This window comes from Amycolatopsis sp. CB00013 (genome assembly GCF_001905755.1).
Lineage (GTDB): Bacteria > Actinomycetota > Actinomycetes > Mycobacteriales > Pseudonocardiaceae > Amycolatopsis > Amycolatopsis japonica.
The window spans coordinates 584065-599606 of sequence record NZ_LIWC01000001.1; the positions used below are offsets into that span (position 1 = coordinate 584065).

At 70.7% G+C, this 15542-nt stretch carries 16 protein-coding genes; 8 read left to right on the forward strand and 8 right to left on the reverse strand.

Annotated features, from left to right (window positions below; genetic code table 11):
• Positions 1–178: 178 nt before the first annotated feature.
• Positions 179–1513, reverse strand: coding sequence for a cytochrome P450 (locus AMK34_RS02515; protein ID WP_051972535.1), 1335 nt, complete (start codon positions 1511–1513; stop codon positions 179–181).
• A gap of 130 nt (positions 1514–1643) precedes the next feature.
• Here AMK34_RS02515 and AMK34_RS02520 point away from each other — a divergent pair, with 130 nt between their 5' ends.
• From AMK34_RS02520 to AMK34_RS02530, 3 genes are all read left to right on the forward strand, one after another.
• On the forward strand, positions 1644–2924 hold the full coding sequence (locus tag AMK34_RS02520) for a hemolysin family protein (RefSeq protein ID WP_073842647.1): 1281 nt from the start codon (positions 1644–1646) through the stop codon (positions 2922–2924).
• Positions 2925–2987: 63 nt separating this feature from the next.
• On the forward strand, positions 2988–4667 hold the full coding sequence (gene ilvD, locus AMK34_RS02525) for a dihydroxy-acid dehydratase (protein ID WP_073842649.1): 1680 nt from the start codon (positions 2988–2990) through the stop codon (positions 4665–4667).
• Positions 4668–5137: 470 nt separating this feature from the next.
• On the forward strand, positions 5138–6250 hold the full coding sequence (locus tag AMK34_RS02530) for a helix-turn-helix domain-containing protein (protein ID WP_073842651.1): 1113 nt from the start codon (positions 5138–5140) through the stop codon (positions 6248–6250).
• A gap of 3 nt (positions 6251–6253) precedes the next feature.
• On the opposite strand, the gene AMK34_RS02535 is transcribed toward AMK34_RS02530, so the two are convergent.
• Both AMK34_RS02535 and AMK34_RS02540 read right to left on the reverse strand, forming a co-directional pair.
• Entirely contained in the window at positions 6254–8566 is a 2313-nt protein-coding gene (locus tag AMK34_RS02535) for a LuxR C-terminal-related transcriptional regulator (RefSeq protein ID WP_073842653.1), read from the reverse strand.
• Positions 8567–8653: 87 nt separating this feature from the next.
• Entirely contained in the window at positions 8654–8887 is a 234-nt protein-coding gene (locus AMK34_RS02540) for a hypothetical protein (RefSeq protein WP_037337039.1), read from the reverse strand.
• 181 nt (positions 8888–9068) lie between these two features.
• Here AMK34_RS02540 and AMK34_RS02545 point away from each other — a divergent pair, with 181 nt between their 5' ends.
• From AMK34_RS02545 to AMK34_RS02555, 3 genes are all read left to right on the forward strand, one after another.
• Complete coding sequence (locus tag AMK34_RS02545) at positions 9069–10253, forward strand: sensor histidine kinase (RefSeq protein WP_073842655.1); 1185 nt, start codon at positions 9069–9071, stop codon at positions 10251–10253.
• On the forward strand, positions 10254–10925 hold the full coding sequence (locus AMK34_RS02550) for a response regulator (protein WP_073842657.1): 672 nt from the start codon (positions 10254–10256) through the stop codon (positions 10923–10925).
• 87 nt (positions 10926–11012) lie between these two features.
• On the forward strand, positions 11013–11588 hold the full coding sequence (locus AMK34_RS02555; protein WP_038514304.1) for a dihydrofolate reductase family protein: 576 nt from the start codon (positions 11013–11015) through the stop codon (positions 11586–11588).
• A gap of 89 nt (positions 11589–11677) precedes the next feature.
• Here AMK34_RS02555 and AMK34_RS02560 read toward each other — a convergent pair whose 3' ends face one another.
• On the reverse strand, positions 11678–12091 hold the full coding sequence (locus AMK34_RS02560; RefSeq protein WP_073842659.1) for an ATP-binding protein: 414 nt from the start codon (positions 12089–12091) through the stop codon (positions 11678–11680).
• 153 nt (positions 12092–12244) lie between these two features.
• Here AMK34_RS02560 and AMK34_RS02565 point away from each other — a divergent pair, with 153 nt between their 5' ends.
• Positions 12245–12589, forward strand: coding sequence for an STAS domain-containing protein (locus tag AMK34_RS02565; RefSeq protein ID WP_038514299.1), 345 nt, complete (start codon positions 12245–12247; stop codon positions 12587–12589).
• A gap of 3 nt (positions 12590–12592) precedes the next feature.
• Here AMK34_RS02565 and AMK34_RS02570 read toward each other — a convergent pair whose 3' ends face one another.
• On the reverse strand, positions 12593–13033 hold the full coding sequence (locus AMK34_RS02570; protein WP_073842661.1) for an STAS domain-containing protein: 441 nt from the start codon (positions 13031–13033) through the stop codon (positions 12593–12595).
• A gap of 219 nt (positions 13034–13252) precedes the next feature.
• Positions 13253–13591 carry a winged helix-turn-helix transcriptional regulator gene (locus AMK34_RS02575; protein WP_037337059.1) on the reverse strand — a complete coding sequence of 113 codons (339 nt, stop codon included), beginning with the start codon at positions 13589–13591 and terminating at the stop codon, positions 13253–13255.
• Positions 13592–13662: 71 nt separating this feature from the next.
• Here AMK34_RS02575 and AMK34_RS02580 point away from each other — a divergent pair, with 71 nt between their 5' ends.
• Positions 13663–14220, forward strand: a complete 558-nt coding sequence (locus AMK34_RS02580; protein ID WP_073844521.1) for a carboxymuconolactone decarboxylase family protein — start codon at positions 13663–13665, stop codon at positions 14218–14220.
• Here AMK34_RS02580 and AMK34_RS02585 read toward each other — a convergent pair.
• Together AMK34_RS02585 and AMK34_RS02590 are read right to left on the reverse strand one after the other, a co-directional pair.
• Positions 14217–14429 (reverse strand): hypothetical protein, encoded by a 213-nt coding sequence (locus tag AMK34_RS02585; protein ID WP_073842663.1) that lies wholly within the window; start codon positions 14427–14429, stop codon positions 14217–14219. The genes AMK34_RS02580 and AMK34_RS02585 overlap by 4 nt on opposite strands.
• Before the next feature lie 95 nt (positions 14430–14524).
• Complete coding sequence (locus tag AMK34_RS02590) at positions 14525–15511, reverse strand: LysR family transcriptional regulator (RefSeq protein ID WP_038514290.1); 987 nt, start codon at positions 15509–15511, stop codon at positions 14525–14527.
• Positions 15512–15542 lie beyond the last annotated feature (31 nt).

A 15542-nucleotide genomic window follows, 5' to 3' on the forward strand; every position in this document is an offset into this window, starting at 1 on the left:
GGCCGGTTTCCCGTGCCGGTTCGGTAAAAATGCCCGCTTGCCCGGTCGTGAGCCGTCCGGTGAGCACGGCGTCGGAGCGCTTCGCCATTCCGGCGTCTTTTGTCCTTTGTGGACGAATTGCGGCGGAGGCCTTCACGGACCTGCGATCAACTGCCGCCACAGCCAGGAAATCCCCGAGTCAGATGAGCGCGGCCGGAAGCGTTTCGAAGCCGCGCAGGATCCGGGTCTCCCGCCGCCGGCCGCCACCCAGCAGCCGCAGGTCGGGGAAGCGCTCGAAGATCGACCGCAGCCCGATCTCGCCTTCCATCCTCGCCAGCGAGGCGCCGAGACAGTAGTGCCGCCCGGCGCCGAACGACACGTGATCCCGCGCGTTCGCTCGAGCGACGTCGAAGGCGGCCGGGTCGTCGAAGATCTCCGGGTCCCGGTTCGCGCCCGCGAGCACGGTGCTGACGATCGCCCCGCGGGCGATGGGGGTCCCGCCGATCTCGGTGTCCTTCGCGGCCAGCCTGCCGGTGAGCAGGACCGGCGGGTCGTAGCGGAGGACCTCGTCGACCGCGTTGCTCCACAGGTCCGGATCCGCCCGCAGCTTCGCGAGTTCGTCCGGATGCCGGGTGAGCAGCGCGATGCCGTTGCCGAGGAGGTTGACGGTCGTTTCGAAGCCGGCCGCCAGCACCAGCCCCGCGGTGGCCTTGAGTTCCCGCTCGGTCAGGCCGACGCCGTCCTCGCGTGCGGCGATCAGCTTGCTGAGCAGGTTGTCACCGGGGTTCGCCCGCAGCTTCTCCAGGTGCACGGTGAGCCACGAGTCGAACTCCGCCAGCGTCGCCTCCACCGTCCGGAACGTCCGCCACGGCAGGCCGAGGTCGAGGCTCGGCGCCGCGGCCCCGCCCAGCGCGAGCACCTTGTCGCGCTCCTCCGGCGGGACGCCGAGGATCTGGCTGATCACGGTGACCGGCAGGAGCCCGCAGTATTGCTCGATGAGATCGACCGGGCTCGTCGGGTCGAGACCGTCGAGCAGTTCGTCGGTGATCGCCTGCGTGCGTTCGCGCAGTTGCTCCACCGCGCGGGCGGTGAAGACGCGGGTGACCAGCTTCCGGTAGCGCGTGTGGTCGGGCGGTTCGCTGGCGAGCAGCGACGGGGGCTCGATCGGATGGATCAGACCGGACGACGACCAGGCCACGAGCCGGTTGAGCAGCGGGTTGTCCGGGACGAACCGCACGGTCTTGAACGCGTCGCTGCCCAGGATCTCCTTGCACGCCGAATGCCGGGTGGTGACGTGCCCGACCCGGGTGGTGGCGATGGCGCCGTGCGAGCGGATCTCGTCGAACAGGCCGGTCAGGTCCGCTCCGCCGCTCGCCTCGACGGACAGCCTGCCCTGGAGGTCGCCCCGCCGCGCCGCGGCCCGCAGGGCGACCCGGGGGATGGCGTGGCCGATGCTCCAGCGGGTGACCGGTTTGGCGATCGCCTCCGCCTTGTGCCGGAAGGTCCGGGCGGGAGCGGTCTTGAGTGCGAACATCAGGACTCCGTCCGTGCGGGTTCCCTTCGAAGGTAGCGGAACGACGTGTCAGTAGCGAGCAGTCGCGATATCTGCGGACCTGCCTTCCGCTCGGTAATGTTCTGCACTTCCGGCGGGCCGGGGAGTGCTTGTGGGCGGCTACGGGTTCGACATCGCGCTGGTCGCGGTGCTGGTGGTGCTCAACGCGGTGTTCGCGGGCAGCGAGATGGCGCTGATCTCGTTGCGCGAAGGACAGCTGCGGGCGTTGGAACGCGACGGCCGCGCGGCCGCCCGCACCCTGGTGCGCCTGGCGCGTGACCCGAATCGGTTCCTGGCGACGATCCAGATCGGCATCACGCTCGCCGGGTTCCTGGCCTCGGCAACGGCGGCGGTGTCCCTCGCCCAACCCCTGGTGCCACTGCTGGGTTTCCTCGGCAACGCCGCCGGCGCGGTGGCCGTCGCGCTGGTGACGATGGTCCTCACGTTCCTGACCCTGGTGCTCGGCGAACTGGCCCCGAAGCGGCTGGCCATGCAGAACGCGCTGCGGTGGGCGCTGCTGGTGGCGCGGCCGCTGAACCTGCTGTCGGCGATCTCGCGGCCCGTGGTGTGGGCGCTGAGCGTGTCGACGAACTTCGTCGTACGGGCGCTGGGCGGCCGGGCGGAAGCCGATCCGGACCAGATGTCGCCCGAGGAGCTCCGCGAGTTGGTGTCCGCGCAGCGAGGCCTGAACGCGGAACAGCGCATGATCATCAACGGCGCCTTGGAGATCCACGAACGACGGCTGCGGGAAGTGCTCGTCCCTCGCCGGGCGGTACTGACCCTGGCCGCCGAGCAGGATCTGCTCTCGGCGCGCAGGCAGCTGGCCGAATCCGGCCATTCCCGGGCGCCGGTCGCCCGCGGTGGCCATCTGGACGATGTCCTCGGTGTCGTGCGGTTGCGCGACCTGCTCGGCGACCACGAAGACCTCGCGGAGGTCGTCCGGCCGGCGGTGGTGTTCCCCGATTCGTTGCGGGTGTCGGACGCGATCCGGAGTTTCAAGGCCGAACGGGAGCAGATGGCGCTGGTGGTCGACGAGCACGGCGCCGTCGCGGGCATGGTCACGCTGGAGGATCTGCTGGAGGAGATCGTCGGCGAGATCTACGACGAGACCGACCGCGACGTGCTGGCCGTGCGCGACGGCAAGGACGGTTCCCTGGTCCTGCCCGGCACCTTCCCGGTGCACGACCTCGTCGACGTCGGGGTCGAACTGCGCGACGCGCCGCCGGGGGAGTACGCGACCATCGCGGGGTTGATCCTCGTGATCCTCGGCCGGATCCCGGAGAAGCCGGGCGACCGCGTGGTGGTCTCCGGCTGGACGGCCGAGGTGCTCGGCGTGGAGCATCACGCGATCACGCGGGTGGCACTGCACCGCGGGCCGTCCACGGAGCGATGAGTTGCGCCGGACGCGCGGGGTTGGCAGCGTGCCCGGTGTCCCGCCACGAAGGAAGGTGCCCCGATGCCGCAAGACCAGCCGGATTTGAAACCTCGTTCGCGCGACGTGACCGACGGCCTGGAGCGCGCGGCGGCCCGCGGGATGCTCCGCGCGGTCGGGATGGGCGACGACGACTTCGCCAAACCGCAGATCGGGGTGGCGTCCTCGTGGAACGAGATCACGCCGTGCAACCTGTCGCTCGACCGGCTGGCCAAGGCGGTCAAGAACGGCGTGCACGCGGCCGGTGGCTACCCGCTGGAGTTCGGCACGATCTCGGTGTCCGACGGAATTTCCATGGGACACGAGGGAATGCACTTCTCGCTGGTGTCCCGAGAGGTGATCGCCGACTCCGTCGAGACGGTGATGATGGCCGAGCGGCTGGACGGCTCCGTGCTGCTGGCGGGCTGCGACAAGTCCTTGCCGGGCATGCTCATGGCCGCGGCCCGGCTCGATCTCGCCTCCGTCTTCCTTTACGCCGGCTCGATCATGCCCGGACAGGTCGACGGACAGGACGTCACGATCATCGACGCGTTCGAAGCCGTCGGCGCCTGCCTGGCGGGAAAGATCAGCCGCGCCGAAGTGGACAAGATCGAGCGCGCGATCTGCCCCGGAGAAGGAGCCTGCGGCGGCATGTACACCGCCAACACGATGGCGTCGGTCGCCGAAGCGCTCGGCATGTCGCTGCCCGGATCGGCCGCCCCTCCCGCGGTCGACCGTCGTCGTGACGGGTTCGCGCACCGTTCGGGGGAGGCCGTCGTCGGCATGCTCCGCCAGGGCATCACCGCGCGGCAGGTCATGACCATGGAAGCGTTCGAGAACGCCATCGCCGTCGTGATGGCGCTGGGCGGTTCGACCAACGCCGTCCTGCACCTGCTCGCGATCGCGCGCGAGGCGGAGGTCGATCTGCGCATCGACGACTTCAACCGGATCGGTGACAAGGTCCCGCACCTCGGCGACCTCAAACCGTTCGGGAAGTACGTGATGAACGACGTCGACAAGGTCGGCGGCATCCCCGTGGTGATGAAGGCGCTGCTCGACGCCGGGCTCATGCACGGCGACGTGCTCACCGTGACCGGGAAGACGATGGCCGAGAACCTCGAAGGCATCGCGCCCGCCGGGGTCGACGGCGAGATCATCCGGCCGCTCGACCGCCCGATCCACAAGACCGGCGGGCTGACCATCCTCAAGGGCTCGCTGGCGCCCGAAGGCGCGGTCGTGAAGTCGGCGGGCTTCGACGAATCGACGTTCACCGGCACCGCTCGGGTCTTCGACGGCGAGCGGGCCGCTCTCGACGCGCTCGCCGAGGGCCGGATCGTCGCCGGGGACGTCGTCGTCATCCGCTACGAAGGCCCCAAGGGCGGCCCGGGGATGCGGGAGATGCTCGCCATCACCGGCGCGATCAAGGGCGCCGGACTCGGCAAGGACGTCCTGCTCATCACCGACGGCCGGTTCAGCGGCGGCACGACCGGGCTGTGCGTCGGCCACATCGCCCCGGAAGCCGTCGACGCCGGGCCGATCGCCTTCGTGCGCGACGGGGACCCGATCACGCTCGACGTCGCGAACCGGACGCTGGAAGTCGAGATCGAAGACATCGAGGCACGCAAGGAGGGCTGGACTCCCAAGGCGCCCGCGTACACGCGCGGGGTGCTCGGCAAGTACGCCAAGGTCGTGCGGAGCGCCGCGCATGGAGCCGTGTGCGAGTAGAGCGGCTGGCGTGGTCGCCCGAAGGTGGGGATTACCGCGGGTGAGGGGTAAGGCAAAGGTGGCGTGATCGAACCCCTGTCGCGCAGGCCGTCTTCGCCGGCTTTGCGATGAGATGACCACCCTGGACGGCAAACCGTGTCGCGTTCGCGGGCGGGGCCAGCGATGGCGTGAAGGCTCCCTTCACCACGTCTAATGCGGCGAAGGGAGCCTTCAGCCCTGGCCAAGCGCTGGTCGTGAGTGGCGTTTCGGGTTAGAACCCGAAACGCCACTCACGACCACCCGCACCGACCACGCCACGTTTGCCCTACCCCTCAAATAACGCGACACGATCGCCGAGGGTCAGGAGTCCTCCACGAACGGGTGATGCGTAGGCCCGCCGGACCCGAGTACGTAATTCACCCGATGTGCCCCGCTACTCCGGAGTAGCAGACTCGGCGGCCCGACGATTCCCGCTGCTCCGGAGGTCGACGATGACCGCGTCCTACGCCCCAGCCCGCTCCGCCGCCCTCGTGATCGCCCGCGTGGTCGTGGACGGGATCCGGCATTCGCTGCCCGAGCACGCGCCGCTGTTCGACGCGCGTGCCACGGAGTTCGTCGCCTCGGTACTCGAGCGCGACGGGATGAACCTCGGCATCGCGGCGGGTGCGGACGCCTTCCGTCAGGTCGGGGTCGCCGAGTACGCGGCGGGCAAGGAACTGGACCGGCTCTCCCGGGCCTACCACTCGGCGGGCCGCGGCGCCCTTCCCGCGCTGGCGTCGTTGTCGCGGCAGCCCGGGGCCGGGTCCGGCCTGATGGACACCGGGGTGGAGGCCCTGCTCCGCTGCTCCGACGTCCTGATCCGGCTGTCCACCGCGGCCTACCGCGCCGCGCACACGCCCTCGATCGCCGAGCTGCGCCGAGACCTGCTGAAGGAGATCTTGAGCGGCCGTCCGCCCGCGAAATGGGCGGGACTCGCGGCCGAGGCTGGCTGGGTGCCGCCCGCGCGGGTGGTTGCCGTCGCCGCCGAGCCCGGCGCCGGCCGCGCGTCGTTCGGTCCGGAGGTGCTGGCCGACCTCGCCGGCGAGTACCCGCTCCTGCTCGTCCCCGACGACGTCGAGATCGGCGGTGTCCTGGCGGGGACGCGGGCGGCGGTCGGGCCCGCGGTGGCGCCCGCCGACGCCGCGATCTCCCTGCGCTGGGCGCGCCGGACGCTGGAACTGGTCCGCCGTGAGGTGATCGAGGACGGCCCGCTCGTGCGCTGGTCGGATCATCTGACCACGCACTGGCTGTTCGCGGACGAGGTGCTCACCACCGCGCTGGTGACCCGCAGCCTGGCGCCGATCGCCGACCTGCCCGCCAACGAGCGCACCAAACTCGCCGAAACCCTCGACGCCATGCTCTCCGCCCGCGGCGGGGCGCCCGAGATCGCGAACAACCTCGGCGTGCACCCGCAGACGGTCCGGAACCGCATGCGCCGCCTGCGGGTCCTGTTCGGTGCCCGGCTCGACGACCCGCAGTCCCGTCTGGACCTGCGGATCGCCCTGCGCGCGGACCTGCTCACGACCGAACCGGCCCGGCAGGCCGCCCCGATGAAGGTGGCGTGAGCGTCAGGCGGGATCCGCGGACCGGGTCACCCAGGTGGCGACCTGGACGCGGTTCGAGTAGCCGAGCTTGGTGAGGATGTGGTCGATATGGGTGTCCACCGTGCGCCGGGCGATGCCGAGCCGGTCGGCGATCTCCTGATTCGTCAGGCCCTCGGCGATCACGTGCGCGATCTCGGTCTCGCGTTTGGTGAGCACCTGCGCGGTCTGTTTCCGCGGGCCGGGGGTGCGTTCTTCGAGGGCGTAGGCGATGGCGTCGCGGGTGGGCATCGCGGCGCCGTCGGCGAATTCCTTGACCGCGACCTCCCAGCCCAGCGCGGTCGTCACGGTGTCGGTGTCGGCGAGCAGCGGTTCGGTGAACGCCTCGTACCGCGTCGGCCAGGCGCCGACCGTGCGCCAGACGTTCATCGCGGCGCCCTGCAGGATCGCCGCCCGGTTGGGGCGTTTGGTCCGGGCGGCGCAGCCCGCCATGACGGTGAGCGTGAACCCGACGACGACGCGGTCGTCCACCCGCTCGTGCAGGCGGAGGACCTGCTCGCAGCAGCGTTCGGCGACGGCGAGATCGCCTTGCAGGTACTCGGCGGCGGCACGCGACCACAGGGCCCAGCCACGCCAGAAGACCTCACCGCGCCGCTCGCAGCGCTCGACGGCTTCCGCGAGCACCGCCCGGCCGCGGTCGATGTCGCCGTTCAGCCAGACGGCGAGCCCGTGGTTGTAACTCGCCCAGAGGTCCCCGCCCTCGTCGCCGTGGGCGCGGAACAGGTCGATGGCCGTGCCGAACAGACGTGAGGCCTCGGCCATGTCGTTGCCGATCAGCGCGGCGTAGGCGCGGACGTGGAGCACGTACGCGGCGGCGAGTTCGTCGCCGCTCGCCTCGGCTTCGGCGGCCGCGCGCTCCAGCATGCACCGATGGGCGGACATGTCGCCCTGCACCACCGCCAGGAAACCGGAGAGCCACAGCCCGTGCGCCCGCTCCGGGACGTCCGGTGCCGCGGCCTCGTCGAGGCGGCGGACCCACATCCGGCCTTCGGTGTTCAGCCCGCGGACGATCCAGAACTCCTTGACGTCGCGCAGCATCCGCAGCCCGACGACCGCGTCCTCGGGGGTGCCCGTGCAGTAGTCGAGGGCGACGCGCAAGTTCGCGTGTTCGCGCCGCAGCCGTCCGATCCAGCCGAGCTGATCGGTCTCCAGCCATTCGGTGGCGTACCGGCCGGCGAGTTCGGCGAACCAGTCGCGGTGCCGTTTCCGGAACTCCGCCGTCCCGCCCGTCTCGCTGAGCCGGTCGACGCCGTACTCGCGCACCGATTCCAGCATGCGGTACCGCACCCCGCCGGGGTATTCCTCGCGCAGCAGGATGGACTTGTCGAGCAGCCCGTCGACGACTTCGAGGACTTGGTCGCGCGGCAGTTCGCCACCGCTGCAGACCTGCTCGGCGGCGTCGAGGTCGAAGCTGCCGGAGAACACCGACGCGCGGGCCCACAGCAGCCGTTCGGGCCCGGTGCACAGGTCGTGGCTCCAGTCGATCAGGGCCCGCATGGTCTCGTGCCGCTCCGGCCGCCCCCGCCGGTCCTTCGTGAGCACGGAGAACTGCCGGTCGAGGCGGTCGGCCAGCTGGCGCACGGACAACGCCCGCGCGCGGACGGCGGCCAGTTCGATGGCCAGCGGCAGGCCGTCGAGCCTGCGGCACAGCCGGATCAGCGGCTCGATGTCCTCCTCGGCGAGGCGGAACGACGGCGCGACCGCGGTCGCGCGATCGACGAACAGGCGCACGGAATCGTCGTTCATCACGCGTTCGAAGGAGTCGCCCTGTTCCGGGATCGCCAGCGGCGGAACCGGCAGGACACGCTCGCCAGCCACGCCGAGCGACTGCCTGCTCGTGGCCAGCACGGTCACCTGGGGACAGGCCCTGACCACGGTGTCGGCGAACCAGGCGCAGCTGTCGACCAGATGCTCGCAGTTGTCGAGCACGAGCAGCAGACGGCTCGCCTGCAGCGCTTCGACGACGACGTCGATGGCCGGTTTCGCCGAGCGGTCACCGAAGCCGAGGACGTTCGCCACCGTCGGCACCAGCAACGCGGGTTCCCGCAGTTCGGCCAGCGAGACGAACGCGACCTCGTCGGCGGTGGCCTCCCGGTGGGCCGCCGCGATGCGCCAGGCCAGCCTCGTCTTGCCCACCCCGCCCGGCCCCGTCAGCGTGACCAGCGACGATGCCTCCAGCAGGCGCCTCGCCTCGCCGGTCTCGGCGTCCCGGCCCACGTAGCTGGTCACTTCGGTGGGATCGGCCGACCACCCCGCAAGCGAGCCAACTCCGTCCGCCATGCACTCTCCCGCGATCGACCAGCCCCGCGTTCCGTCCGATGTAGACGGAAAACGCCCGGCTGCGGATACTAGCGGAACGGCGCCGGCCTAGCGGTCCGCTCGCTTGGCGCGATCATGCGCCCAGCCCGCCAGCACCGTTCCGGTGGCCGCGAGCAGCAGGAACACGATCAACCTGCCGCCCCACTCACCGGGTACCCAATCGAACGCGCCCCACAACTGGGTCGCGGAATGATCGAAAAGGCTGCGGATGGCGGCCTGCGCGAAGACGGCGACGGCCACCATCCCGAAGATCTGCAGCCCCAGATAGCCGCCCTTGGTCATGCTTCCCACCTCCTGGTTCCACGGTCGGACCCCAGGATCGCCCGCGCGGAACCCGGCGCACATCGGCGGCGCGTCGCACGTCGTATCCGACCAAAGTCGATCCCCGTCGCGACCGAGGTCGGGGCCGGGATCGTCCCGTGTCCGGCTGCGCCGCCGCGGGCCGGTCGACCATGATGGGCCGGTGATCACCGACGCCGGCGCCCAGCCGCCCCTCCGGCCGTGGGGAGAGGCCTGGCGTCTGCTCGCCGCGGCGGCGCTGGGTGTGCTGCTCTGGGTCATCACGGCGGCGCAACTGCCGGTGGGCGCGTCGGGGCCGAGGGTCGAATGGATGATCACCGGCGATCCGCTGATCGCGCTCGTCTGCCTGATCGCGCTGTTGTGGCGCCGCCGTTTCCCGGTGGTGATCGCCATCGCGGTCATCCTCGCTTCGACGGCGTCGGTGCTGGCCGGTGGCGCGTCGCTGCTGGCGCTCTGTTCGCTGGCCACCCGGCGGCGACCGGCCGAAACGGCGGTCGCGGCGGTGTTGTCCGTGGTCACGGCGGTCCTGGTCGTCGACCTGTACCCGGCGCGCGAGACGCCGGGGCCGCTGTGGCTGATGATCAGCCTCCCCACCTTGCTGGTGGGCATCGTGGTGGCCGTGGGGGCCGCGATCGGGGCGCGCCGGGAGGAGGTGCGCTCCCTGCGGGAACGGGTCGAGAGCGCGGAACGCGAGCAGGCCGCGCGGGCGGCCGAGGCCCGGATCGTGGAGCGCCACCGGATCGCCCGCGAGATGCACGACGTCCTCGCGCACCGCGTCTCGCTGGTCGCGATGCAGGCCGGGGTGCTGGGGCATCGTCCGGATCTGCCCGCCGAGCAGGTCGCGGAACTGGCGCGCGGCATCGCCGACGGCTCGCACCAGGCGCTGGAGGAACTGCGGGACGTCCTCGGCGTGCTGCGGGCGGACCCGGACGAACTGGAACCGCCGCAACCCTCGCTCGCCGACCTTCCCGCCCTCGTCGCGGACGCGCGGGCGCTGGGACTGGCCATCACGATGGAGCTCACGACCGAGGGCGAGCCGCCCGACGCGATCGCGAGGACCGTCTACCGGATCGTGCAGGAAGGGCTGACCAACGCGGGCAAACACGCGCCCGGCGCCGACGTGGTCGTCACCGTCGAAGGAAGGCCGGGCGACGGGCTGCGCGCGACGATCCGGGATTCCGGTGCGGCGCGGGCGATCGCGGGCCCGCCCGCGTCGGGATTCGGCCTGCTGGGCCTCGCCGAACGGGTCGAACTGGCAGGCGGCGAACTGGACCACCACGCGGAACCCGGCGGCGGATTCGTGCTCGCCGCGCGTTTGCCGTGGCCGGTCCGCGAAGGGAGCGAATGAATGGACGCCGAGCGGGTGCGGGTCGTGCTGGTCGACGACGAGCATCTGGTGCGGATGGCGCTGCGGCTCATCGTCGACGGCGAACCGGATCTCGTCGTGGTCGGTGAGGCCGCCGACGGCGACGCCGCGGTCGGGGTGGTGGGGGAGCAGCGGCCCGACGTCGTCCTGATGGACGTCCGGATGCCCGGCCGCGACGGGCTGAGCGCCACCGAGGAGATCCTCGGCCTCCCGGAGCCGCCGCGGGTGCTGGTGCTCACCACGTTCGACTCCGACGAGATGGTGCTGGGCGCGCTGCGCGTCGGCGCGCTCGGATTCCTGCTCAAGGACACCCCGCCGCCGCGGATCCTCGCGGCGATCCGCACGGTCGCGACCGGCGAACCCGCGCTCTCACCCGCCGCCACGGCCCGGCTGATCACCGCGGCCACCGGCCCGCGTTCGTCCGACGCGCGCCGGGCGTCGCGGGAAACCGCCCGCGGGCTGCTGGCCACGCTGACCGACCGCGAACGCGAGACGGCGGGCGCCATCGCCGAAGGGCTTTCCAACACCGACGTCGCGCGAAAGCTGGACATCACCGTCGCGACGGTGAAGGCGCACACGAGCAGCATGCTCGCCAAGCTCGGCGTCGAAAACCGGGTCCAGATCGCCCTGCTGGTCCGCGACGCCGAAGAGTGAGAAATTCTTTTCGCCACGATGTCGAATCCGTCGTTCCCCGGTCGACGCAGTGTCGAAAGCACTTCCGAACCACCAAGGAGAAACCAGATGCGCACCCTGATCGCCACCGCGTTCGTCTCGCTCGACGGCGTCGTCGAGGGGCCCGGCGGAGAGCCCGGCTACCGCAACTCCGGCTGGACCTTCAACGGCATCGAGTTCGACGAAGCGGCCTACGAGCTCAAGGGGCGTGAGCAGGGCGAGGCCACGGCGATGATGATGGGCCGGGTCAGCTACCAGGCGTTTTCGCCGGTGTGGCCCGGTATGACCGAGGAGTTCGCGGAGTACAACGCGATGCCGAAGTACGTCGTGTCGACCACGCTGCGGGACGAGGACCTCGTCGACAACTGGGGCGAGACCACGATCCTGCGCTCGCTCGACGACGTCGCGAAGCTCAAGGAGACCGAGGGCGGGCCGATCATCGTCCACGGCAGCGCGGAACTCGACCGGAACCTCGCCGACGCCGGCCTGATCGACCGCTACCACCTGCTGCTGTTCCCGGTCCTGCTCGGCGCGGGAAAGAAGCTGTTCAGCGACACCGACAAGGACAAGCAGAACCTCAAGCTCGTCGAGAGCGAGTCCTACGGCAACGGGATCCAGAAGCTGGTCTACGACGTCATCCGGTGATTGGACACGTTCCGCCTCCAATCACGCGAGATCCGTCTCCAGTCACGCGAGTCCCGTGTCCGAGCACGCCCGGAGGAGGCCGAAGCCGGTCAGAGGGCGGGGCAGGGCCACGCGAGCCGGACGATGGTCCCGGTGGGTGTGCTCGTCACCGAGGCCTCCGGCGCGAAGGCGCGGATAATCGGCAGGCCGCGTCCGCCGTCCGGGCGGCGGCCGTCGCGCCAGCGGCCTTCGTCGGCGACGCTGATCTTGAGCAGGCCGTCGTCGTGGGCGGCCGTCACCGTCATGACGTTGCCTTCGGTGCCGTCCGGGTAGGCGTGCTTGACGACGTTCGTCATCGCTTCGTAGGCGGTGAGTTTGAGATCCTCGGCCAGTTCGCGGGGGAGACCCCGGTCGAGGGCCCATTTCGCCAGGACGTCCCGCAACGCGGCGGCCTGGGCGGGGACGGCGGCGACCTCGAGGACCAGCTCGTCGGTGTTCTTGCGCACCGGCTCGTCGATCGGCATCACGAAGCTTCTCCTCGTCGTCCGCCGCGGTCCACGACCGCCGGATCCATCGACAAGGCTAAGGCACCGCCCGGATCGGGACACGTGAGCCGCGCGAGCGGGCGCCGTCATCCGATATGTTCGGGGCAGTCGGGTACCGATCGTGAGGGGTGGATGACGGTGACGAGCGGAGACGGCGAACACCGGGAGGTTCCGTTCTCGGTGTCCGTCGCGAGGCCCGATGGCGCCGAGGTCGTCATCGCGGTGGCGGGAGAGATCGATCTGACGACCTCCGAGGACCTCAAGGAGACCTTCGAGGAAGCGCTGGAGCCCGTGCCGGGCAAGCTGGTCGTCGATCTCGAAGGCGTGGAATTCTGCGATTCCACCGGTTTGGCGACCCTGGTCGGGATCAACGACCGGTGCAACACCCAGGGGGTCGCGCTGCGTTTCCTTCCGTCGCCCACGATCCGGCGGCTGGCTTCGAAGACGGGGCTGTCCACGCTCCTGCCGCTCGCCTGACCCTCACTGGTTCGGCAACTCGAGGATCGCGTGGTCGAGGCGCCGGTACACGGGGATCTTGGTCTCGGTGCCGAACAGTTGCAGCAGGCGCAGTACCGGGCGGGAGTCGGCGACGACGCCGGTCGTGCGGCGTTCGGCGCGTGCCCGGGCCGCGGCGGATTCGATGACCCGTAACCCGGCGACGCCGAGGAAGCCGACCTCGCTGAGATCGAGCACGGTCGCGGCGGGCAGGCGGCCGCACAAGGCCTGTTCCAGCCGTCCCGCGGTGGCGAGGTCGATCTCACCCGCCGCGGCGATGACCAGCAGGTCTTCGTTCCAGCGGATCCGCTGGACCCGCAACAGGTTCTCGGCCGACGGGCGCGGTCGCGGAATGGCGGGGTGGAGCACGGTGCGGAAGGCGGGGCCGTCGCGGCTGCTCCGCGTGAAAGGAATGCGTTCGGTCATGAGGGTGTCTCCCGGATAGCCGGGGACGAGACGGACAACGGGTAAGCCTGCACAGCTGCTGCGCAAGTGAACTCGCCTCCGCGTCGCCCTGTGAAGGTGCTGGGCCGCGGACATGCGGGTCGTTCGCGCGGGCTGGTGGACTCAACCTCACGTACTGCTCACCGTACGCCGCTCACCTCTCCTGGCAAGGCCGCGTGCGGTGAACGGTGGGTGACCTCGTCACTCACGCAGCGCCTTTTCCCAGGCGAGGCCCCATTTCTCCAGCGGGTGCAACGCGTCGAGAAGCCGTTCCCCCAGTGGTGTCAGGCGGTAACCTTCGCCGCCGGTCTCGACGATGCGGGCTTCGGTGAGCTCGCCCAGCCTGGTGGCGAGCACGCTCGACGACATGTGCTCGCAGCGCCGCCGGAGTTCCCGGAAGCCGACGTCGCCCTCGCGCAGTTCCCAGATCACCCGCAGGGTCCATCGGCGCCCCAGCAGATCGAGCGCGGCCATGAGCGGTCGGCCGGTTTCGGAGCCGCGGACCGGCCGCCCGGGCCGCGGGATCGGATGGTCGGGCATGGCACCCCCCCCTTGTGCTTCGACTTTCGAAGCAGCATAGTGGTTCTGAAATCGAAGCACCGGAGGTGGTCATGGCCCGCATAGCGCCACTCGCCCCGCCCTACGAGGCGGACGTCGAACAAGCCCTGCGCAAAGGGATGCCGCCCGGCGTGACGGAGGAGCCGCTGGCGCTGTTCCGGTTGCTGCAGCGCCATCCGGAGCTGGCGTCGCGGATGCGCGTCCTGGGGGCCGGTCTGCTCGCGCACGGCGAATTACCCGCGCTGGACCGGGAAATCGTCATCGCGCGGGTGACCGCCCGCTGCGGATGCCGCTACGAATGGGGTGTCCACGCCGCGGTTTTCGCGCCGATGGTCGGCTTGACGCAGGAACGGCTCGAAGCCACCGTAACCGGCGACTCCGGGCATCCCGCTTGGTCGGAGCGGCACCGCGCCCTGATCGCCGCCGTCGACGAACTCCACGACACGGCAACGGTTTCCGACGCCGCCTGGGCCGCGCTCGCCGCGCACTATCCGGCCTCGCAGCTCCTGGAGTTCCTCGTGCTGGCGGGCTGGTACCGGACGATCGCGTACGTCGCCGACGGGGTCGGCCTCGACGAGGAGCCGTGGGCCGCCCCCTATCCCGGTGGCTAGGGCGTGTTTGAGTCGATTTTCCTTGTGTCGTCCCGTTCTCGTTTCGGTGCCCTCCAGGCGGCGAGGACGCACAGCAGCGCCGCCACGAAGCCGACCGCGGTGAGTGTCCCGGCCCAGACGGCGCCGGTGCTGGCGAGAAGGTAGAGCTGGACCACGGCGGTGCACGTGTAGACGACCGCCAGTCCCAGCCACAGCCGTTGCGTCATCATCTCCCGTCTCCGTTCGCCCGGTACGGGAGGTCAATCGCGGCGAGGCGGGATCGGGTTACAGGCTGTTCGAAACCGGTGGTTTCCCACCGGTCCCGTCATGAACCGGCCACCCGGAAGAAGTCCACCAGCCCGTCCCACGACTGGGAATCCCGCCGCCGCTCCCACCACGTCCGGAACGGCGTCGACGCCATCGCGTGCCGCGTGTACGACGTCATCACCGCGCGGTAGACGTTCTCCGCCTGGTCCCACGTCAGCCGTTCCTTGCGCCACGCCAGCACGAGCCGCATCCGCATCGGGTCACCCTTCAACGGCCGGACGACCATGCCGGGCAGTTCCGGCGCGGTGGGTTCCACGAGCTGTACCGCCTGCCCGGCGGCGATCAGATGGCGTCCGCCGCCGTTCGGGCATTCGAAGCGGATCCGCGGCGTGAACCCCGCGCGATGCGTCGCCGCGCGCAGCGACGTCAGCGAGCCGTCCTCGGGGCCGGGCGGTCCGATCCACGCCTCGTCCGCGAGGTCGGCCAGGTCGACCTCGAGCCCGCCGGCGAGCCGGTGCCGTGCCGGAATGCCGACGAAGATGGGCAGCCACGAGAACAGCACCCGGTGCCCGAGATGCTTCGCCAGCGGCACTTCCTGGTCGTCGGACATGGCGATGACGGCGATGTCCAGTGTCGCGCGGGCGAGTGCCTGCGCCAGCACCGCGCTGGAGGGTTCCACGTGGACGGTGACGTCCAGCCCCGGCAGCGCGTCGTCCAGCCGCTCGACGAAGGTGGGCAGACAGTCCATTTGGGACGATCCGAGCCGCACCGGGCCGTCGCCGAGCGCGCCGAGGAGGTCGCTCTCGAACCGGTCGAACTCCACGAGCAGGGTCAGCGCGCGGCGCAACGTCTGCTCGCCGACCGGGGTCGGCGTCACGCCGGTGTGGCTGCGGACGAACAACGGCGCGCCGATCTGCCGTTCGAGCCGCTGGAGCAGCGAGGTCAGCGAGGGCTGGGACATGCCCAGCGCGGCGGCCGCCTGCGAGAGGCTGCCCGCTTCGGCGATGGCGCAGATCGCCCGCAGGTGCCGGATCTCCAGGGCCATAGGCGGAGTCTATCGCCGCCGGTCATTACGG